Source organism: Marinomonas foliarum, from assembly GCF_016906065.1.
Classification (GTDB): Bacteria; Pseudomonadota; Gammaproteobacteria; order Pseudomonadales; family Marinomonadaceae; genus Marinomonas; species Marinomonas foliarum.
Map to the genome: position 1 here is coordinate 878,339 of NZ_CP070273.1, position 21,548 is coordinate 899,886.

General features: G+C 44.0%; 18 protein-coding genes and 1 riboswitch. Of the genes, 6 read left to right on the plus strand and 12 right to left on the minus strand.

Going from position 1 to position 21,548, the window contains the following annotated elements; translation table 11 throughout:
* The first annotated feature begins 46 nt into the window (after window positions 1-46).
* Window positions 47-1,957, plus strand: coding sequence for a methyl-accepting chemotaxis protein (locus JSY38_RS04080; RefSeq protein WP_205115428.1), 1,911 nt, complete (start codon window positions 47-49; stop codon window positions 1,955-1,957).
* 84 nt (window positions 1,958-2,041) lie between these two features.
* Here the strand turns inward: JSY38_RS04080 and JSY38_RS04085 are convergent, their stop codons facing one another.
* Window positions 2,042-2,629, minus strand: coding sequence for an NnrU family protein (locus tag JSY38_RS04085; protein ID WP_114411628.1), 588 nt, complete (start codon window positions 2,627-2,629; stop codon window positions 2,042-2,044).
* Between the two features lie 336 nt (window positions 2,630-2,965).
* Between JSY38_RS04085 and nspC the strand changes: the two genes are divergently transcribed.
* Together nspC and JSY38_RS04095 are read left to right on the plus strand one after the other, a co-directional pair.
* Window positions 2,966-4,063, plus strand: a complete 1,098-nt coding sequence (nspC, locus tag JSY38_RS04090) for a carboxynorspermidine decarboxylase (RefSeq protein WP_205115429.1) — start codon at window positions 2,966-2,968, stop codon at window positions 4,061-4,063.
* Window positions 4,064-4,099: 36 nt separating this feature from the next.
* Window positions 4,100-5,338: a saccharopine dehydrogenase family protein gene (locus tag JSY38_RS04095; RefSeq protein WP_205115430.1), complete on the plus strand. Its 1,239-nt coding sequence runs from the start codon at window positions 4,100-4,102 to the stop codon at window positions 5,336-5,338.
* A gap of 78 nt (window positions 5,339-5,416) precedes the next feature.
* On the opposite strand, the gene JSY38_RS04100 is transcribed toward JSY38_RS04095, so the two are convergent.
* The 6 genes from JSY38_RS04100 to JSY38_RS04125 form a co-directional block, all read right to left on the minus strand.
* The gene (locus tag JSY38_RS04100) at window positions 5,417-6,640 is read right to left on the minus strand and encodes a sirohydrochlorin chelatase (protein ID WP_205116674.1); all 1,224 of its coding nucleotides are present in this window, start codon (window positions 6,638-6,640) and stop codon (window positions 5,417-5,419) included.
* A gap of 82 nt (window positions 6,641-6,722) precedes the next feature.
* Window positions 6,723-10,598, minus strand: a complete 3,876-nt coding sequence (cobN, locus tag JSY38_RS04105; RefSeq protein ID WP_205115432.1) for a cobaltochelatase subunit CobN — start codon at window positions 10,596-10,598, stop codon at window positions 6,723-6,725.
* A 182-nt stretch (window positions 10,599-10,780) separates the two neighbouring features.
* A complete protein-coding gene (gene cobW / locus JSY38_RS04110) occupies window positions 10,781-11,863 on the minus strand; it encodes a cobalamin biosynthesis protein CobW (protein WP_205115434.1) in 1,083 nt (360 codons plus the stop codon).
* A 38-nt stretch (window positions 11,864-11,901) separates the two neighbouring features.
* Complete coding sequence (gene cobM / locus JSY38_RS04115) at window positions 11,902-12,675, minus strand: precorrin-4 C(11)-methyltransferase (RefSeq protein ID WP_205115435.1); 774 nt, start codon at window positions 12,673-12,675, stop codon at window positions 11,902-11,904.
* Between the two features lie 25 nt (window positions 12,676-12,700).
* Window positions 12,701-13,477 carry a precorrin-3B C(17)-methyltransferase gene (gene cobJ, locus JSY38_RS04120; RefSeq protein WP_205115436.1) on the minus strand — a complete coding sequence of 259 codons (777 nt, stop codon included), beginning with the start codon at window positions 13,475-13,477 and terminating at the stop codon, window positions 12,701-12,703.
* Between the two features lie 124 nt (window positions 13,478-13,601).
* Window positions 13,602-13,964 (minus strand): MliC family protein, encoded by a 363-nt coding sequence (locus JSY38_RS04125; protein WP_181858512.1) that lies wholly within the window; start codon window positions 13,962-13,964, stop codon window positions 13,602-13,604.
* A 253-nt stretch (window positions 13,965-14,217) separates the two neighbouring features.
* A riboswitch (FMN riboswitch) is annotated at window positions 14,218-14,367 on the plus strand.
* Window positions 14,368-14,484: 117 nt separating this feature from the next.
* Between JSY38_RS04125 and JSY38_RS04130 the strand changes: the two genes are divergently transcribed.
* A complete protein-coding gene (locus JSY38_RS04130) occupies window positions 14,485-14,976 on the plus strand; it encodes a 6,7-dimethyl-8-ribityllumazine synthase (protein WP_114411619.1) in 492 nt (163 codons plus the stop codon).
* Window positions 14,977-15,079: 103 nt separating this feature from the next.
* On the opposite strand, the gene JSY38_RS04135 is transcribed toward JSY38_RS04130, so the two are convergent.
* The 4 genes from JSY38_RS04135 to JSY38_RS04150 form a co-directional block, all read right to left on the minus strand.
* Window positions 15,080-16,321, minus strand: a complete 1,242-nt coding sequence (locus tag JSY38_RS04135; protein ID WP_205115437.1) for a leucine-rich repeat-containing protein kinase family protein — start codon at window positions 16,319-16,321, stop codon at window positions 15,080-15,082.
* Window positions 16,322-16,364: 43 nt separating this feature from the next.
* On the minus strand, window positions 16,365-16,898 hold the full coding sequence (locus JSY38_RS04140; protein ID WP_205115438.1) for a DinB family protein: 534 nt from the start codon (window positions 16,896-16,898) through the stop codon (window positions 16,365-16,367).
* 24 nt (window positions 16,899-16,922) lie between these two features.
* Window positions 16,923-17,282 carry a DUF1304 domain-containing protein gene (locus JSY38_RS04145; RefSeq protein WP_205115439.1) on the minus strand — a complete coding sequence of 120 codons (360 nt, stop codon included), beginning with the start codon at window positions 17,280-17,282 and terminating at the stop codon, window positions 16,923-16,925.
* Window positions 17,283-17,346: 64 nt separating this feature from the next.
* A complete protein-coding gene (locus JSY38_RS04150; RefSeq protein ID WP_114411615.1) occupies window positions 17,347-17,541 on the minus strand; it encodes a DUF2496 domain-containing protein in 195 nt (64 codons plus the stop codon).
* Window positions 17,542-17,705: 164 nt separating this feature from the next.
* On the opposite strand from JSY38_RS04150, the gene tmpT reads away from it, so the two are divergent.
* Together tmpT and JSY38_RS04160 are read left to right on the plus strand one after the other, a co-directional pair.
* Window positions 17,706-18,347, plus strand: a complete 642-nt coding sequence (gene tmpT / locus JSY38_RS04155) for a thiopurine S-methyltransferase (protein ID WP_205115440.1) — start codon at window positions 17,706-17,708, stop codon at window positions 18,345-18,347.
* Window positions 18,348-18,496: 149 nt separating this feature from the next.
* A complete protein-coding gene (locus JSY38_RS04160) occupies window positions 18,497-20,758 on the plus strand; it encodes a YgiQ family radical SAM protein (protein ID WP_205115442.1) in 2,262 nt (753 codons plus the stop codon).
* Window positions 20,759-20,825: 67 nt separating this feature from the next.
* Here the strand turns inward: JSY38_RS04160 and JSY38_RS04165 are convergent, their stop codons facing one another.
* Window positions 20,826-21,443 carry a hypothetical protein gene (locus tag JSY38_RS04165; protein WP_114411612.1) on the minus strand — a complete coding sequence of 206 codons (618 nt, stop codon included), beginning with the start codon at window positions 21,441-21,443 and terminating at the stop codon, window positions 20,826-20,828.
* Window positions 21,444-21,548: the final 105 nt, after the last annotated feature.

Below are 21,548 nucleotides of genomic sequence, written 5' to 3' on the forward strand. Positions count from 1 at the left end.
CCCTATATTTATAATTGCATTTACCACTAAGCTCAGGAGATATTAAATGTATCTTTCGTTACAGACTAAAATAACCCTTCAGTCCATTATTGTGGCTGTGATTATTGCTATCGGTGTTGGCGGTGTTTCCTTCTATGCCTTCAAAACAGACAGTGATGCTCGCATAAAATCAGAAGCAAGCTCTCAAGCCAATGCTATTTCAACTTATATCAACAGCTGGTCTGATGATCGCAGCAGCACCATGCAAGCCATCAAACAAAAAATAGAAGCTTCTTTACAAGACAATCCTGATCTAAACGAAAAAGACATTCTTAATATCCTCCAACAAGCTCAAGCCAGTCTCGGGTTTGGTATGACTTTTTTAGGGATGGAAAATGGCGCAATGTACCGCCATGATCCATCACTCAACAGTGCTGATTACGACCCGCGTAAACGCAGCTGGTACATTGATGCCAAACAGAAAAATAACGCTTATGTCACTGCACCTTATATCTCAGCCTCTACTAAAAAGCTTTCAATGACATTTGTAGAGCCCATTACCGTTAACGGGAAGTTTATAGGTGCCATTGGTGGTCTGGTATTTTTAGATAGCATACTAGACAGTATTCTAGCGATGAAAGTCGCTGGTAACGGCTATAGCGTATTATTCGATGGCGACGGTAAAATCATTGCTCACCCCAACACAGATCGTATTTTGAAGGATGCTACGGACTTATCCCCGATATTAAACAACGACTTTTTCAAAGGTGTTGGCTCTAAAGCTAAATTTACCGAGCTAAATATAGATGACAAAGATATTGATATGTATGCAAGCAACATCAAAGGCAGCCCTTGGGTGTTAGGGTTAATGATGAACAAAGACGTTCTGAATGCCCCACTTGTTAGCTTGGGAACAAACATTATTATCGCCGTCTTTATTTTGCTTTCGATTGCCATATTGGTCGTTGTTCAAGTGACACGATTCCTATTAAAAGATTTACGTCGCGTTTCTGACAGCATGGCGCAAATTGCCCAAGGTGACGGAGATCTAACACAACGTCTAACCGCCAGTTCTAAAGATGAAATCGCGGTATTGGTAGACAACTTTAACAAGTTCGTCGCCCTGCTACATGGCACCGTGTCACATCTCAAAAAAATTGGCCATGAATTATCAGGCCAAGCCAGTGCGTCACACACATCCTCTAGAAACAGCTCTCTGAAACTAGAAGAGCAGCAACACAATATTTCAATGGTAGCGACGGCCATTCATCAAATGGCACAGGCGACACAAGAAATCGCTAGCAACGCGACCAACACTGCAATCAATGCTGATGAGACAGTTGCAGCCAGCAACATTGGTCAATCACAAGTACTGAAAAGCCAAGAAAGCATTAGAACTCTCGCAGAAGATATCCAAGGTGTTGCTGGTGTCATTAATGACCTTAGTAAAAACGCCGATGGTATTAATACTATCTTAACGACGATCTCAGGTATTGCTGAGCAAACTAACTTATTAGCCCTAAATGCAGCAATCGAAGCGGCACGTGCTGGCGAGCAAGGACGAGGCTTTGCCGTAGTGGCTGATGAAGTTCGAGTGTTGTCACAACGTACTTATAGCTCAATTGAAGAAATTCAAAAAATGATTGAATCTCTACAGAAAATCACCAAGGATGCGGTGAATAAAATTCAATTAAGCCATACCAGAGCAAATAGTAGCGTTGAAGACGTTAATCAGGCCAGAGAGAGCCTAGATAAGATTCAACAGTCTGTCACCACCATTAACGACCGGGCAGCACAAATAGCAACAGCAACTGAAGAGCAAACTAGTGTTACTGCAGAAGTGAATCAGAACACAGCTGACATACAACAAGGCTCGACAGAGCTTGTGGCAATTGCAGCAGAAAGTGCAGCTCGTGCCGAAGAGTTAAAAGTGCTAGCGGATGACTTGATCAAAAACATCAATCACTTCAGAACATAATAACCGGATATCAATAAAAACGGCCTATCAGATGTACCTGATAGGCCGTTTTTATTTCTCTAACTATTATGCTTTCGCAACAGGTTACACTAGTGGTGAAACGCCAATAATCGCTTGATGAAGATAAAAAACGATAGCAAACCACGATACCATAGCAAAAACAAAGGCAATCAAGTTCGTTGGCACAGTGGATTCTTCCGAGGTTTTATAAACAACGCCAGCCTTACGATCTCGACGACGATATACGGCAAAACTCACAATAGACCAAACCAAGAAGCTTCCGAAGATAATCAGATCCGCTAAAGTGCCGTTACTGATTAAATGCGCGAAAGCCCATAGCTTCACCGCAATTAACATTGGGTAGCCCACTTTATTTTTCATCGTTGTATTCGGCACTAACGCAGAACCAACGAAGAAAAGTGCAACCAGTACCAATAAGCCAGCTAAATGACGAGACCAAACAGGAGGAAACCACAACCACACAGGCTCAAGGCGAACTTGCATATAACCCATTACAATAAAAGCAGTGGCAATCAAGGTCACCATGCCAAAACGCATCTTCCAGCGCATTGCGCCATGCCTTGCCATACTTGTCTCACGCCATTGAGGTGCAACCAAGCGAATGGAATGCAACACAAAGAAAATGACTAACCCAACAACTAAAATCAACATACTAGGATGTTCCTCATACACTTTAAAAATCTTCCAACTATCGCGGCTCGGCTATTCTTGAAATCTAAGCACCACGTTAAATTTATAGCGCAGGATTATAGAGGGAAATAAGCAGGAGGCCTATAATTCATTACAAACTACTAACGAATCACGAAATAGCCTTAATTCTTTCTTCGTTTATTTCACAACCCCCCACGGTCATTAGATGGGCATAGGACAAAAACCAATAGAAGTCGTTAAAATGTCATAAAAAGCCCTGTAAAATACCTTTATTGAGCTAGAAAAAGCCCCCTCCTTTGCACTAGAATACACCGTTTTGACTAACGGCAGGTTGCCATGATCAAGACACCTTATTACCTCATTGATAAAGCTGCTCTTCTTAAGAACCTAGAGAAGATCGCTTATGTGCGCCAAGAGTCCGGAGCCAAGTCTTTATTAGCTCTTAAATGCTTTGCGACGTGGTCTGTATTTGACTTAATGCAAGACTACATGGATGGCACCACGTCCTCTTCCTTGTACGAAGTCAAGCTGGGAAAAACCAAATTTAAAGGTGAAACACATGCTTACAGCGTCGCCTATTCTGACGATGAAATTGCTGAAGTGCTGGATCACTCAGACAAAATCATTTTCAACTCCATTGGCCAATTCAATCGTTTTAAAGAAGCCAGTAAAGACAAGACTCGTGGTTTACGCGTTAACCCACAAGTCAGCACCTCTGAATTTTTGATCGCCGATCCCGCCAGACCTTTTAGTCGTCTTGGCGAATGGGATCCTGAAAAAATCGCCACGGTGATTAACGATATCTCTGGTTTTATGTTCCACAATAATTGTGAGAACAACAGTTTTGAACGCTTTGACGAGATGTTAAACCTAATCGAAGAGCGTTTTGGCCACCTGATTCAGCAGGTAAAATGGGTCAGCCTTGGTGGCGGCATTCACTTTACTGGTGATGACTACCCAATTGATAAATTCTGCCAGCGTTTAAAAACGTTTGCCGAAAAATACGACATTCAGGTCTATTTAGAACCAGGTGAAGCCAGTATCACCAAAAGCACCACATTAGAAGTGACCGTACTAGACACATTATTCAACGGTAAAAATTTAGCGGTCGTTGATAGCTCTATCGAAGCTCACATGCTGGATCTGCTGATCTATCGTGAAAATGCTAAAATGACACCTTGTGATGGCGAACATGAATACATGATTTGCGGAAAATCCTGCTTAGCTGGTGATATTTTCGGTGAATTCAAATTTGATAAAACACTGCAAGTGGGTGACCGCCTGTCTTTCCAAGACGCAGCAGGTTATACCATGGTGAAGAAGAACTGGTTTAACGGTGTTAAGATGCCGTCTATTGCCATACGCCAATTGGATGGCAGCATCGAACTTGTTAGGGAATTCGGTTACCACGATTTTGAGCAGAACTTGTCTTAATTCTGCTTCGATTACTACTTTGGAGAAAGCACTACCATGAAAAAAAATGTTCTCATTATTGGCGGCGGAGGCGTGGCACAAGTTGTGGCACACAAATGCGCCCAACACAATGACACACTGGGCAATATCGCAATTGCTTCACGCAGCGTTTCGAAATGCGACGATATTGTATCCAGTGTCCTCGACAAAGGCAGCATGAAAGTAGAGGGCCGCATTCAAGCATTCGCCCTAAACGCTCTTGACGTGCCAGCAACCGTTAAACTGATTCAAGAAACGGAATCCCAGATTGTTATTAACGTTGGTTCAGCGTTTATCAATATGTCTGTGCTTGAAGCTTGCATGGAAACGGGGGCAGCTTACTTAGATACAGCAATCCACGAAGATCCAGCAAAAATCTGTGAAACACCACCTTGGTACGCAAACTACGAATGGAAGCGTCGTGACGCCTGTAAAGAAAAAGGTATCACCGCCATTCTAGGTGTTGGTTTTGATCCAGGTGTTGTAAATGCCTACGCAGCACTTGCGTACAACCATTACTTCGACAGCGTAACAGATATCGATATCATTGATATTAACGCGGGTAGCCATGGTAAATATTTCGCGACTAACTTCGACCCAGAGATCAACTTCCGTGAATTTACCGGTGTTGTGTATTCTTGGCAGAATCGCGAATGGAACGTCAACAAGATGTTTGAAGTAAGTCGTACAGATGATCTACCAATAGTAGGAAAACAAACCTCCTACATGAGTGGGCATGACGAAGTACACTCTATTTCTCAAAACTTAGATGTGCCTAACGTACGTTTTTGGATGGGTTTTGGTGAACATTACATCAACGTATTCACCGTATTACAAAGCCTAGGCCTGCTGTCTGAGCAGCCTGTTAAAACGGCAGAAGGCTTAGAAGTTGTGCCGCTTAAAGTCGTTAAAGCAGTGCTTCCTGATCCATCCTCTCTTGCTCCTGAATACACCGGTAAGACTTGTATCGGTGATGTTGTTAAAGGCATCAAAGACGGCAAAGAAAGAGAAGTATTTATCTACAACGTAGCGGACCACAAAGACGCTTACAATGAAGTGGGCAGCCAAGGTATCTCTTACACCGCTGGCGTTCCACCAGTTGCTGCAGCCATCCTAGTTGCCAATGGCACTTGGGATGCAAAAGAAATGCGCAACGTAGAGCAACTTGACCCAAGACCTTTCTTAGGTTTATTAAACGAAATGGGCTTGCCGACTCGCATTAAAGACGAAACGGGCGACCACCCTTTCACGTTTTAATAATTGATTAAATTTAGTGATCAATATAAAAAAACCAGAGCATGAGCTCTGGTTTTTTTGTGTTTAAAACAAGATCCATTATCTATGAGCAAATGCTGTCTTCGTGCAATCTCCGTCGATTTTGTCTTTCTCTTCTTCCAAAATTTCATCAGTAAACTGCCCCATAAAGCAGCAACAAACCCCTTCTCCAATCATGGTACGCGGCCCCATTGGATGACCAATGTGTTTATAAACGCCATGGCTATGCCCATGGGAATGATCATGAGAGTGGCTATGACCATGGGGATGCCCGTGACTGTGATCATGTCCATGGGAATGACCATTTGGATTCAATACTGATGAATGCCCATGATCTGCCGACTGGATCACACTCGTGAAGTGCTTAGCATCGGATTCCGACAATCCTTGCGTATCGTCTTGAGGGTCAACAAATTCGGCATGGTGATGATGAACATCCACTTCGCCTGCAGCAAGACGACGCTTGAAGGAATTCATCAAGCTTTCTTCGCCAGTTTGTAATTCACCCTGCATGATTTCTTCTACACGGTTCTGGAAAGCATCAATAACACGAGGGTGATCATTCAAGTAAGGCGTTTGAATAAACTCAATCGCTTGGTTCTCTTGAGCAACCTTATCAACATAGCCCTGAATACGCTTGATCAATCGACCCGTAAACAAAAAGTACGGAGCAACAACAATGCGTTTAAAGCCAAGCTTCATTAACTTTTCAAGACCGACACCAACAGACGGATAAGTCACGCCAGAATACACAGTGTCCGCCCAACCAAAGCCCATGTTCTCATTAACAATACGTGTTAGCTTCGCCGCTTCGGCATTGGCAGAGGTATCAGATGTACCACGACCAACCACCACCAACATGGTGTCATAAAGGTTTTCTGGTGGATTTTCTGGATCTAAGCCAAGGGATTCATAAATGCGCGCTTGAAAGGCGTCAATCATGTCATCTTGCAGGCCTAATTCACGCCCATAAGTGATCTTTAAACCTGGATGTTTTTCTTCGTAAGTGGTTAATACAGAAGGAATATCATTCTTTGCATGCGTCGCAGCAAAGAGCATTCCCGGCACGGCATAGATTTCTTCAACACCTTGGTCAACCAAGCTGTTTAAACCCATATGAATGTTTGGAGCAGAAAACTCTAGAAAGCCGTACTCCACCGGAAGATCGGGATAGCGCGCTTTAAGTCCTTTCGCCACTAGGCCAAATTCACGTTCAGCATCTTTATCACGGCTGCCGTGACCACAAATCATAATGCCCTTTTTGGCCTGTTCTCTATTACTCATCATTTCTCTCTACTTTATTCATCTCAGCTAGTCATTAGTCTAAATACAACTAGCAAGGTTACAAGCGATCTTCTGCCCAAGATCACTGACGTTGTTCTTGTTGCTGATCTAAATCAAGCAACAAGGATTGTATTTTTTCACGGTGTGCATCGGCGTTCTGCCACATGCCTCGCTGGATGGCTTCTAATAAGCGCTCACCCATTTCTTCTAGCGCGTGAGGGTTATTATCGCGCATAAAGGCTTGGTTGTCTGGATCCAGCAATAACCGATCAGTTACTTGCTCATATTGATAATCCGCCACCAGATCTGTCGTCGCATCGTAGGCAAACAAATAATCTACGGTCGCCGTCATTTCAAACGCACCTTTATAACCGTGAGTTTGCATAGCGTCGATCCATTTGGGGTTCAGCACCCGCGAACGCACCACACGATTCAGCTCTTCTTTTAAGGTACGAATTTTTGGCGAACTCGGATTGGAATGATCGCTATGATAAACACTCGGCGCTTGGCCGCTAAACTCTGTTACCGCATTGGTCATGCCACCTTGGAATTGATAATAATCGTCCGAGTCAAGAATATCGTGCTCACGGTTATCTTGGTTTTGCACGACGGCATCTAATTGAGACAAACGCTCAACAAAGGCGGACTTAGCCTCTACTCCGTCTTGTTTACCATTGTAATTATTACCATCATAGGCATAACCGCCCCAGTTCACATAAGCTTCCGCCAAATCCGCTTTGGTGTCCCAACAACGCTCATCAATCAAGCCCTGTAAACCAGCGCCATAAGCGCCAGGTTTGCTACCAAAAACACGATAAGTGGCTTGACGATTTGACTCAGTTTCACTCATACCTTGAGCAAGCAATTTACTTTTGCGCGCTTCCACATTGGCGCGAATCACATTGCCTGTGCCAGGCTCTTGATAATCTGCAATAGCCTGCACTGCCGCATCATAGAGTCGCATAACGTTGGCGAAAGCATCACGAAAGAAGCCAGAAACACGCAGGGTAACATCCACTCGTGGACGACCTAATTGCATGCAAGAAAGGATTTCAAAATCAGTCACACGGTTTGATCCCGGCGCCCAAATAGGACGAACCCCCATCAAAGCAAACGCTTGGGCAATATCATCGCCGCCAGTTCGCATAGTGGCCGTTCCCCATACGGACAAACCTAAATCTTTCGGATAATCACCATGCTCTTGCAAGTGGCGCTGAATAAGCGCTTCGGCTGACTGCTGACCTATTGCCCAGGCTGCAGGCGAAGGAATAGCACGATTATCCACAGAGAAAAAGTTTCGGCCAGTAGGCAAGGTATCGAGTCGGCCACGTGTCGGTGCACCACTTGGGCCTGGGGGAATAAAGCCACCAGTCAATCCTGTTATTAACGCCTGAATTTCATCATGAGCACTTTGTTGCAAAGCAACCAATAAGCGTTTTTTACTGTGCGCCAATAACACGGCGGTTTGAGGGAGTTTTGTTGCCAACTCATCAGTGAAGCCTTCTCCAATCAAATGGCTCAAAACCAGCTCTTTGGCAAATAGTTCCAAGCGTTCCTTGGTGTCAGCATGAGTCCGCCACGTTAGTTCGCTTACTGATTGTAAAAACTCAGGTTTATTGCCGAACCAAGGTGTTCGCTCACTTTTCATCGGATCAAAATCGTCTTGTTCCAGCGACAAGTCTTTAACCAAGACGTGTAGAATGCCTTGACTGGAAACCTCACTACCGCGAGGCAAACGCAACAAAGCTACTAGCGTATCGGCAAGTTTATCGTCTTCGGGCAATTCTCCTAGACGATGCAAACCATGGCGGATTTGCGCTTCTTTTATCTCACATAAATAGGTATCTAACCCTTCCAGTACAGAGTCATCATTGTCCGCTTGCACTCCTGCCAGCTCTTCAAGCAGATGCGTGGTTTGGACCTTTTCAAGAATCTGCTCACGTAGCCAGGTTTCACGGCGTACATCCATGCCCATGGCTTGGTAATATTCATCGACTAAATTTTCTAGCTCGGCCATGTCGCCATAGGTTTCAGCACGGGTCATGGGCGGCATCAGATGATCGATAATCACTGCTTGCGTGCGGCGTTTGGCTTGCGCTCCTTCCCCCGGATCATTGACGATAAAGGGATAAAAGTGTGGCATTGGCCCAAGAGCAATATCAGGCCAGCAAGAAGCTGACAAAGCAGTGCCTTTGCCCGGTAACCATTCAAGGTTGCCATGTTTCCCCACATGAACAAAGGCATCGACTTTGTAGACGTGACGCAACCAAAAGTAAAAAGCCAAATAGCTGTGAGGCGGAATCAAATCTGGGTCATGATAATTCGCTGCCAAATCTAAATTAAAACCACGGGCCGGCTGAATACCAACAAAGGTTTCCCCTAAGCGAATGCCTGCCAACATGATGCGTCTCTGGCCATTTTGCTCGCGGCATTTATCATCGTCTTCTGGCGGCCCCCAGCGATCCCAAACCGCGTTCTGGCATTCCAACGGCAACTGATAGAAATAATGTAAGTAGTCTTCTAAAACGAGGCTTTGCCAGCAACCGCGCTCATGCAAGGTGTTGGGATTATTGGTCACAGCGCCGAGCAATTCTTCAATCAAGGCGTTGCCATGATCGGGAATGTTGTCGATAGGATAACCTGCGGCTTCTAAGGCTTTTAGTAGATTCACTGCCGAGGCTGGCGTATCCAAACCAACGCCGTTACCAATACGACCATCTTTGGTTGGGTAGTTTGCTAACACAAAGGCGATGCGTTTTTCATGATTTGGCTTACTGGCTAAATTGGCAAAACGCTTGGCAAGCTGAGCGACAAAACGCGCACGCTCTTCCTGTAATTCGTAACGCACCAAATCCACTTGAGCAATGTCATTGTAATGACTCAAAGCCTTGAAGCTCACAGCTCGCGTGATAATACGCCCGTCCATCTCTGGTAGGACGATTTGCATAGCGACATCACGGCTGCGCAAGCCTTGAGTTTGCGCTTGCCAATCTTCTTCGGTACTACCAGAAAGAATCAACTGTAAAACAGGAATGGGCGAAGCAAAGGCTGATTGAAAATCCGTTGGCTCAGAAGCTAGATCAGGACTTCCCACGCGATTGGCAGCGAAACCCGTGGTATTTAAAATCACCTTGGCTTGTGTGCGTTCCACTAACGACTCGATCAAGCCCACCGATACATCGTCTTTGAGGGAGCTCACTGCTACAGCAAGCGGCACTAGACCTTCTTGCTTTAATATCTCGATAAGACCATCAAACATCGCAGTGTTACCGCTTTGTAGATGGGAACGATAAAACGCCAAGATAGCAACAGGCGAGCCTTGCGCTAATTCATCGGAATAATGGTTTTGCCACTGGGCAAAACTAGAGGAATGACTAGCATGATAAATAAGCGCACTTGGCAAAGGGGCTGGCTCTTGCCAGTGGCAAGGCGTGCCGAAGTAGTGATCCGTGAGGAAATAGAACAATTGCTGAGAGTTTGCTTGGCCACTTTCACGTAGATAACGCCACACTCGATGGCAGTCTTCTGGCTTTGCGGTAGAGACTCTTGTTAACGAAGGATCTTGTGAATCGTCCCCAGGCACCACAATCAGTGTTCGGCCAGCTTTGGCTCTCGCCCACTCTTGTAGTCGCTGGAAACCATATTCCCAATAATGCTCGCCACCCAATAGTGAGACAATAACGACCTTGGCATGATCAAGCACCTTGTGCTCGTACAAATCGTAAGCAGCCGGTTTGACCAACTGCATCCAATTGGCAAGGCGAACACTCGGTAATCGGACGTCGTTCAATCCATCATGGGGACGATTGAGAGAAGCGACTTGATCAAGTGCACTGCCAAGTGCACCGAGTACACTATCCGCCGCCGCCAAAATCACTAAGTCTGCTGGGGTTTGTCCAAGATCGACAATCCCTTCGTCGTCAACAAAGCCACCCGGTTTGGCTGCTAATAAGTGCACGGTTTCTCCAATTACGTTCTTTTACTAAATCAATCTAGTTATTAGGTTATTCGACACTTATTCACGGTGTTACGAGCGAAGCCAAGACGAGGCGAAAATAGACGAGAAAGCGGAGTTTATAGTTATAAATGAGCAATTCGAGTCTATTTTTAACAAAGTATTGGCAAGCGCAGTAGCCGTGATCAAGCACTCAAAGCATCATGTAATACATTCTCAACCTGCTCTTTACTAATGCCTTTACCAATAAACACCAACTGAGTTTTACGCACTTCTTCTGGTTGCCATAATCGGTCAAAATAACGATCCAAACGCGTTCCAACCACTTGAAACACTTGGCGCATAGGTTTGCCATGAACCGCTGCAAAGCCTTTTACACGAAAGATATTATGCTCTTCAACCAACTGAGTTAAAGTGTCTTGTAAAAGATCAGATTGCACTTCGCCCAAAGTAACCACAAAAGAATCAAAATGATCATGCGCATGATCATGATGCTCGCCATGGGCGTGATGATGATCGTGATGGTTGTGAACTTCATCGATTCGACTTTCCGTTGCTGCGTCGATGCCCAACAAAACATCCAGAGCCGCTTCACCATTTTCGATATAAACGGTTTTGACTGTGCTTGGCACTTCGTGAGCAATAATCGCCTGCACGCGAGCACGTTCTTCGTCATTGAGTAAGTCGTTTTTACTAACCACCACCAAGTCTGCCGCACTTAGCTGATCATCTAATAATTCCTGCAAGCTAGGATCGTGATCCAGACTTTCATCAGCTAGGCGCTGGGCTTGTACCTTACCTTCATCATGAGCAAAACGGCCTGCAGCCACCGCCGCACCATCAACCACGGTAATCACCGCATCGACCGTGCAATGCTCTTTGATGCCCGGCCAGTTGAAGGCTTGCACCAAAGGTTTTGGCAACGCCAAACCGCTGGTTTCAATCAGGATATGATCTATATCATCACGGCGAGCAACAAGCTGCTGCATGACAGGTAAAAACTCTTCTTCTACCGTGCAGCAAATACAGCCGTTCGCCAATTCGTAAAAGCCGTCGTCACTGCGCTGGTTTCCCTCTTCCACCCCTTCTGGGCAATCAAGTGGACAAGAGCGCAATAGATCGGAATCTATGTCTAGCTCGCCAAATTCGTTAACGATCACGGCGATACGTTTGCCTGCCGCTTGCTTTAGCACATTGGATAATAAGGTTGTTTTACCACTGCCCAAAAAGCCAGTCACAATTGTTGTTGGAATTTTATTCAACTGCATGATTCATCCTTCTTACTTTAAGGGATAATATTTTAAAATTATGTTTTCTTAGACTTATGTATCTTACGAAAGATGTGTGCCTGTCCTTTGTCGTATAAATAGGAGTCTGCAAAATCTTCTGTGTCTAATACCTTCCCGACCAATATCAAACTGGTGCGAGTGAATTTTTTCTCTCTTACTTTGGCAACAATATCCGCTAAAGTTCCCACCACATAGTCTTGATCTGGCCAACTAGTGCGATAACACACAGCAACGGGGCAATCTTCACCATAATGAGGAATCAGTTCTTCGACGATTTTATGGATACGAGTAATTCCAAGATGAATAGCTAACGTCGCACCACTTTGTGCTAAAGCAGGCAAACGCTCTCGTTCTGGGAAAGGTGTTTTGCCTTCATAGCGCGTCATAATAACGGTTTGAGAGACACCTGATAAGGTCAATTCTTTGCGTAGTAACGCAGCCGATGCCGCCACAGCACTAACACCAGGAATGACTTCATAATCAATATCTAATTCTTCTAAACGACGAATTTGCTCGCCAATCGCACCATATAAAGCAGGGTCACCAGACTGTAAACGAGCAACGTCTTTGCCTTCTTGAGCCGCTTTTTCGATGACTGCTGTGGTTTCATCTAGATTCATTTCGGCCGTATCGTAAATCGCTTCGGCAGTACCACGGACACTATCGATCACCTGTGGTGGAATCAAGGAACCAGCATAAAGAACAATCGGGCAGCGCTCCATGGTTTTGACCGCTTTCACTGTCATCAAATCAGGATCACCAGGGCCGGCGCCAATAAAATACACTGTCATTTTTTCACTTACCTTTTATAAAGAGCTAAAGCTTTTTAGAATAGCCGCGCGGCGTATAAATCCATTTTTTCTCACCATTAACAATGTGTTTGGTGTCAGAGTTCCCAACGCTAACCATGGTGAACATATCCACGTCTTTTGCGTCTAATTCACCCAGTGTCGTAAAGGTAATCTCTTCTTCAGGGCGAGTTAATTGACGCCCAATCATCACAGGTGTGCTGGCGGGACGATATTGTAATAGGACATCTCGAGCGTGGTTAAGCTGCCAATCTCTTTTCTTTGAAACAGGGTTATAAAACGACACGACAAAATCACCCGCACCACAAGCGTGCAAGCGTTTATCGATGGTTTCCCAAGGGGTTAATAAATCGGAAAGTGAAATAGTACAGAAATCGTGGCCCAGCATGGCACCCACTCGGCTAGCGCCGGCTTGCATGGCTGAAATACCGGGGATAACTTCAATATCCACATCTAGCCATTCAGGGTGATTTTCTTTGCCTTGCAGTTGCATATCCAGCAATTCAAACACTAACGTCGCCATGGCATATATGCCAATGTCACCACTGGAAATTAATGCGGTAGTTTTGCCTTGTGCGGCCAAATCAAGGGCTAAGCGCGCACGACCTATTTCTTCACCTAAAGGCAGGTTATGAAAGGTTTTACCGTCACTAAGCTCACCCAATAAATCCAAATAATAACCATAAGCCACCCAATCGCTACAAGCGGCCAATGCTTGCGTTGCTTTGGGTGCAACCAACCCTAAATCACCAGGGCCCATGCCCATTACAAATAGCTTGTTCATACGTTCTCTACAATGAAATCAAGCGCCATAGGGCGCGAATGAAACCATTGTACACGTATTGCTAATTTGACGGGATGAAAACCCCACGGTTTAAAGTGAAGACAACTCAGGTGATGAGTTAAAGCTACGACTCGACTTTAACAAGACGACATTTTGTCGCCATAGTTCCTACTTCTAACTCGGCTGTTTCTCCATGAATCCAGAAAGAAAGGCCTTCCCCAAGATAAAATGAGCCAGATGCGCTAACAGCTTGAGTCAACATGTACTCTTTATCATTCCAAGTAAGTTGCGCATCTTCAGCATGAAAGAAAACATGTAAAGGTGAAGCATTGCATAGATAAGTAGCTGAGTTAGTCTGTGAAATATCCCCCATTTCATCAACCTCGTTAGTCGATGAGGAGTCTTTAGTAATCGAACTACACGCAGTCAAAGAGAGCAAAGACGCACAGACGAAGATTTTTTGTAAGCGTGATTTTTTTATATCCACAATGCATGACTCCATTCAAAATCAATATTCCAAACTAGCTTTTAAAAATAGCCGCTATTGCAACAAAACAATAAATCGATTTATCACTATATTTTATATCGGTCTGGGTATAAAGCTCTACTCATAGTGCCATGATTATTGGTTACTTTTTGTTACTCAGAGAATTATCACAAAATCGCCACATTTTCCGTAGAACACTCTTTGACAGCCTACAATGAAAACAAGTAGTATTTATTTCGTCGGATTTATCCGACTTCGTTCTCGGGGCGGGGTGTAATTCCCCACCGGCGGTAAAGAATCTATTTCTAAGCCCGCGAGCGCCTAGTAGATTTTTATTCTAGGGTCAGCAGATCTGGTGTAATTCCAGAGCCGACGGTTATAGTCCGGATGATAGAGAGCGCGTCAGACAAGACCTTTAGTGGTGTCGTATTTTGCGACGCCTCAGGTATGCCATTTTTACCATGGTATATTTGCCTGCCCGTTCGCCCTGATTCACCTTATATTTTTTTAGGATTAACAAATGAATCAGAGCTCAACGAATAACATTGAATTTACTCCAGCCAACAAACGTATTGCTATTCTTCATGCCTCTTGGCACGAAGATATCGTTATGAATTGCGTTGAAGGCTTTAAAAAAGAACTCGTCTCTCGCGGCTATGATGCTTCTTTGATTGACATCATCCCAGTTCCTGGCGGCTATGAAATCCCATTACAAGCAAAACTACTGGCGAAAAGTGGACAATACTCAGCTATAGCTGGAACAGCATTGGTTGTAGATGGAGGCATATACCGTCACGACTTTGTCGCTCAAGCGATTTGCAACGCGTTAATGCAAGTACAACTGGAAACGGAGGTCCCCGTTCTTACGGCGGTACTAACACCTCATAATTTCCATGAGCACGATGAGCATAAAGAATATTTCAGCCGTCATTTTGTTAAGAAAGGTATTGAGCTTGCGAATGCTTGCGATCAAACCATGCGCTTAACAGAAAAAGCGAAGCAAATGCTATAAGCCAAAAAACCAGACGTGACATATAAAACGCGCTAGGTTTACAAAAAATGCCCCGCTTCTCAAAGCGAGGCATTTTTTTCGTCCAAATATTAAGCATTGCAATTCAAGTAAAGGCCTTACTTCGAAGCGATTGATAAACAGCAGTACTTTTATCCCTTTCGGTACACAAGCCCAGCATATCATCCACAAAAAAGCCCAACGCCCTTCGCTCTATTTGCTCAATGCCCTGCTGCTGTTGCAGCGATAAATTGGTATATTTTGATGCCGCACCAAAGTCACCAAACAAGACATGTCCATCCTCACTAATCAAAGTATTGTGAGCATAAAGGTCACCATGGCTGACTCTTTTTTCACAAAAATGAGTAACCAGACGCTCTAATTGCTCAACAATCTTGGCGATTTTTTCTATCGGAAACACTTGTTCCACTGGAAATGTATCTCGGGTGCAAGACACCAAACTCGGTGGCAAGCCTAAATTCGTGTAATGAGCAGGAATTAATTCCATCACCAAAGCAGAACAATCAGCCTCAGCTACTTTCGCTAGAGGGCGAACCAAGTTGTCATGGTTACCAACCGCCAAACACGCATCTAACTCATCCTCAGGATAACCATCACTAGTCACCTCACCTTTGAAAACTTTAACCGCTACTGATTCAGAAAAGCCAAAGGGATTTTTTTGCCACGTTGCAACAGAAATAACCCCAGATGCGCCTTGCCCCAATACTTGATGTAGCTCTAGATCGCGAAAGTTTACGGTTTTAAATTCGTCATGGGAGTCACGTTCCGCGCAAAATGGGTTGCCAGAGAATGCCAACCAGGCTAGACGTGGCAACTCCAGTAACGCATCAGGAAAAGCCTCCAACTGATTAGCCGACAGACGAACCAGCTCTAAATGACGACAGCCCATGATAGAGTCAGGCAGAGCCCTTAAACGGTTACCAGCCAAAGCCAGTTTTTGCACTCGGGTCAATCGTCCAAAATCATCTGGGAGAGAGGTTATTTTATTGTCCGTGAGAATGAGCCAACGCGTTTGTGTCGGTAACGATTCAGACGACACAGTAGAAATTTGATTGCTTTTAAAGCCAATCATTTCCAACGTCTCGCATTGCCCTAAGACGTCGGGTAGATGAGTAAACTGATTATTCGAACAGAAAAGTATACGGAGTTTTTTTAGACGTAATAAATCCTCTGGCAGATCACTTAGATTGTTATTAGACAAATCAAGAACTTCTAGGCTATCCGCTAGATCAAAAATAGCGTTAGGAAAACGAGTTAAATTCTCAGAGAGTTGTAGACGAACAACGCCCTTCAACTCCCCGCGATTAAGTTGGTCAAGTGTGTGCAAACTAGAACTCTTTCTACATAAAATTTACATGCATTATAACTAATTACATACGAGGAATGGTGGTTATCAAGTCAGTTACACCAACATCCACTCCCATTTGGGAAAGCAAGGTCGTTATTTGGCCTCGATGATGTGTCTGATGATTAAAAAAATGTTGTAGCGTAAAACCAAATTTTTGTGAGTGCTCGACCCCTTTCATATTTTTATACACAAGCGCCGAGTTAAGCATTTCATCTGTTGCCTCAGCCATCATCGCAATAATTAACTTATCTAAGTCAAAACGCTGGCTCTGCAATAAACTCAAATTATCAAACAACAGAGTATCTAGCGCCGCTGGTCGCTGTATCGTTCGAACAGGATCGAGACTGGAGAACTCAGAAAAATGATCAGCGAAACGCTTCAACCAAATAATATCCGCTACAAGGTTATGGTTTAAGGTACCAATAACTGAACCAAAAAAGGCGCCTTTGTCTTCGACCAAGTCGCTATGATTCAATTCACCAACAGCCTTATAAACAGCCTGATTCATCCATTGATTATAAGATGCCATCAGCTGCATATTGTCTTTTACTGACATGATAGCTCCATGATTCATAATCCATTAAGCGGCAAGTAGCACAGAAATTAAAGCAATTAAACTAGGAACTCCCTGCACAAACAAAATCTTCTTATTGGCACTAACTGCGCCATAAACCCCAGCCACAATCACACATAACAAGAAGAAGACAGTCACCTGAAAACCCTCGACACCAAGCCATAACCCCCACAACAACCCTGCAGCCAAAAAGCCATTATAAAGTCCTTGGTTCGCCGCCATCACTTTCGTCGCTTTTGCGAAATCTGGCTTTAGACCAAAAACCTTCATACCTTGAGGCTTATCCCAAAGAAACATCTCGATATACATAATATACAAATGTAAAAGAGCGACCAACGTCGTGGCAACCACTGAAAATAACATCATAAATACAACCTCTTATTTTTATATTTTGTTGGCAGAATAGCTATCTGAGTAAAACATCAAGAAACTATTTTAGATTCTCTTGATCTACTACTTTAGAAACTTTTTGGTTTTCATCATTTGGTGAGATCTTTCCATTGAAGTCTCTTAATACAATGGTCAACGCATCTACTACCACTTGTGGCTCAATGTCATTACTTTCTAGTAACTCAATAAGATCTACAGCCAGTTTCACGTGGTCTGGCGCAAGTTCTAAAGACATATAGGGCTCCCTGTTAAAGTTGATCTAATTTAAATGCAGAATACGTAAAGAGACAATGATAAATCTTTTTTGCTGTCTATAATGGCGCTTACAGCTAAAAATTATTCAATAGAGAAACATTTCATACACTAAAATATAAATACGCCACATTGAACGAGGTTATCGTGATTACAAATGAATTTTGGTTGGATCGTTGGAAGACTGGACGCATTGGTTTTCATCAAGAAGGCATTAACCCTAAGCTCGTAGAGTTTTGGCCAGCCTTACCGAAAAACAGTCGTGTGCTTGTGCCTTTATGTGGTAAATCGAACGATATGATGTGGCTTGCAGAACAAGGCTATGAAGTCACTGGTGTTGAGCTTTCTTCACTTGCTGTCATTCAATTTTTAGGAGACAACGATTTAACGTATGACACACACCAAGAAGGCGATTTAAAAATACATACGGTAAATGGAGGATTATCACTACGTATTATTGAAGGTGACTACTTCCAATTCAGCGAAGATAACTTTGATGCCTGTTACGATCGTGCCGCTATGGTTGCCATGCCAGATTCAAAGCGTGCAGAGTATGTTGCTCACACACTAAAGCGCTTGTCCCCGTCTGCCTGTGTGCTATTAATCTCATTACAATACGATGGTGATACTCAGGGCCCACCATTCTCAATCGAAGAAGATAGCGTCCCTTTGCTTTGGGGAAACCATATTCAAAAAATTGCCTCAGAGAATCTAGCTCAAACCAACCTGCAGTATAAAGAACAAGGACACAGTACATTTGACGAAAGTGTTTGGCGAATTCAGCCTTAAAGAGGATATGACGGAATAGACTTAGATTTGGCTGTCTACCCTAGAGATTTTCTGGGATAATACTGCAGAGTTTTCCACAGACAATCCATGTATCCTCGTAATAGCAAAGAATAGTCATTCACTATTTTCACCGATACCAAGAGTAGACAATGATCAAACGACATAAAACCGCCAAACAACTTTTCTCTTACCCATTATATTGGGCAGAGTGTTATGGCGTCTCCCCCTTCCTACCAACTACTAGGGAAGAAATGGACGCTCTTGGCTGGGATAGCTGCGATGTCATCATTGTTTCGGGCGATGCTTATGTGGATCACCCCAGCTTTGGTATGGCGGTATTGGGTCGCTTATTAGAAGCTCAAGGTTACCGTGTCGGTATTATCGATCAACCAGATTGGCGTAACACAGAAGACTTCATGCGCCTTGGTCGCCCCAACTTATACTTTGGTGTGACCGCTGGCAATATGGACTCCCTGATCAACCGCTACACAGCTGACTTAAAAGTACGTAATGACGATGCCTATACGCCTTACGGCGTTGGTGGAAAACGTCCGGACCGTGCGGTTATCGTTTACTCTCAGCGCTGTAAAGAAGCTTTCCATGATATTCCAGTAATGATTGGTGGCATTGAAGCCAGTCTGCGTCGAATTGCTCAATACGATTATTGGAGTGATGAAGTTCGCCGCTCGGTGTTAATCGACTCTACCGCAGATATCCTGCTTTATGGTAATGCTGAGCGCGCCATGATTGAAGTGACCCATCAAATGGCTATGGGTAAAACACTTGATGAACTTACAGATATTCGTGGCACAACGATTGTCCGTAACACACCACCTGGTGGCTACACTGAAATCGATTCAACCCGTGTAGATTGGCCTGGCAAAGTCGACCAGATTTACAGCCCTTACGAATACATCCCGGAAGGCAAGTGCCAAACTAAAGACGAAGAAGAGTCCGACGTCATGCCTATTCGTGTGATTCCCGCCCCACTTCGCCGTGGCGAAAAGCTTGATCCGGAAAACACCTATATCCGTTTACCGTCTTTTGAGAAAGTCTCGAAAGATCCTGTTCTATACGCCCATACATCACGTATTTTGCACCTTGAATCCAACCCACACAACGCACGTGCTCTAATTCAAAAGCATGGCAAGAAAGAGATCTGGGTAAACCCACCGCCAATTCCGTTGGAAACACCAGAAATGGATGGCGTGTTTGATTTACCTTATGCACGAGTGCCCCACCCAAAATACAAAAAAGCCCGAATTCCGGCTTATGACATGATCAAGACATCAATCAATATCATGCGTGGTTGTTTTGGTGGCTGTACTTTTTGCTCTATCACTGAGCATGAAGGACGTGTCATTCAATCCCGCTCACACGAATCGATTTTGAATGAAATTGAAGATATTAAAGCCAAAGTCCCGGGCTTCACTGGGCATATTTCAGACCTTGGCGGGCCGACTTCTAACATGTACACGCTGAACTGTAACGATGATGAAGTACAAGCGTCGTGCCGCAAACTTTCCTGCGTTTACCCGACCATCTGCTCTAATTTGAATACAGATCACAGCCCTACAACTCAGCTATATAGAAAAACTCGAGCAGTTGAAGGTATTCATACTGTATCGATAGCTTCTGGTTTACGCTATGACCTTGCCGTAGAAGATCCAGAGTACGTTCGTGAGCTTGTTACCCATCACGTGGGTGGCTTACTAAAAATCGCGCCTGAGCATTCAGAGAAAGATACTTTGTCGAAAATGATGAAACCAGGTATGGGAACTTACGATCGCTTCAAGCGCATGTTTGATAAATACTCTAAAGAAGCGGGCAAGAAACAGCATTTGATTCCTTACTTTATTGCCGCACATCCAGGCAGCTCAGATGAAGACATGCTTAACCTTGCTGTATGGTTGAAAACCAACGATTTCAAACCAGACCAAGTACAAACCTTTTATCCTTCGCCCATGTCATTAGCAACAGCCATGTACCACTCTGGCAAGAACCCACTAAAACCGGTTACCTATAAGAGTGAAGACGTTTACACGCCAAAAGACGCCAAGCAGCGAACAGTACAAAAAGGCTTCTTACGCTACCATGATCCTAGCAACTGGCAGGATCTACGCAATAGCCTAATAAAAATGGGCCGCCCAGATCTAATTGGCCATGGCGATAACAAATTAGTGCCAGCGGCAGAAAAAGATAAGCAAATCCATCGACGTCCTCAGAAAGCCAAACCAGGGCAAGCGACTGGCGCGTCACATACGTCAAATAGACCAACCATAGAGAAAAACGTAGCAGCAGAAAAGGCTCGTAATAAAAGTACTCCGAAACCGACTAATCACCGCACTAACACTGGGGGGGCGACGCCAACAAAACGCCGCAAGACAAAAGTAAAATCGCGCCAACAATAAAAGTGAAATAACAGATATAAAAAAGCGCTAAGTTAATAACTTGGCGCTTTTTTTATTTGAATAAATACTAACTATGCTCTGTCTTTGCCAGCGTCTGTCTTCTTCGGCAAGCAAGAACCAACTCAATGGCCGATATTAAGATCAAAGTATAACCTAACGTCTCAATTCCCTCTTCGACGATATTTTTAACCAGTCGCATATAGGAATCCCCCATAACAGCCTGCCAAAAAGAACCACGTCCCATTAAGCGAGAAAATGCCATAATAGTGACAAAGCCAGCGAGAAATGTGCCAAAACTAGGCTGTTGTGAGTATTCCTTTAATGAAGCATAAATAGAAGAAAAACGCCCCCATAGGTAAATAACTACACAAACAAAAATCACACTTACAATTGTCTGCCAAGCGCCATCAAATACATAACTATCGAGCAAAGAGTCTGACTCACGAACAAACATCATAGCTGACAAAGCACCTAATAATGTTGCCGCTATATTTAATTTTTTATCCAATCGCGCTGCATACAAAAACAATATACAACTAAAGAAAGACATAAAATCCTGCATATGCTCTGTTAGAGTTTGCTCGCTGTATTCAGCAGCAGTCTGAAATTGGTATCCTTCCAAAGAAATAAGTTGCGCAACTCCGGCTACAGCAAAAAGGTAAATAAAACCACGAAGAATAAACATGAAAAAACCTCAATTTTTGGAATCGAGATTTTAGTGAAAAAAAGATGAAATAACGACATAGCACAATGAGATGACACTATCATTACTCACTTTTTGCTTATGTAA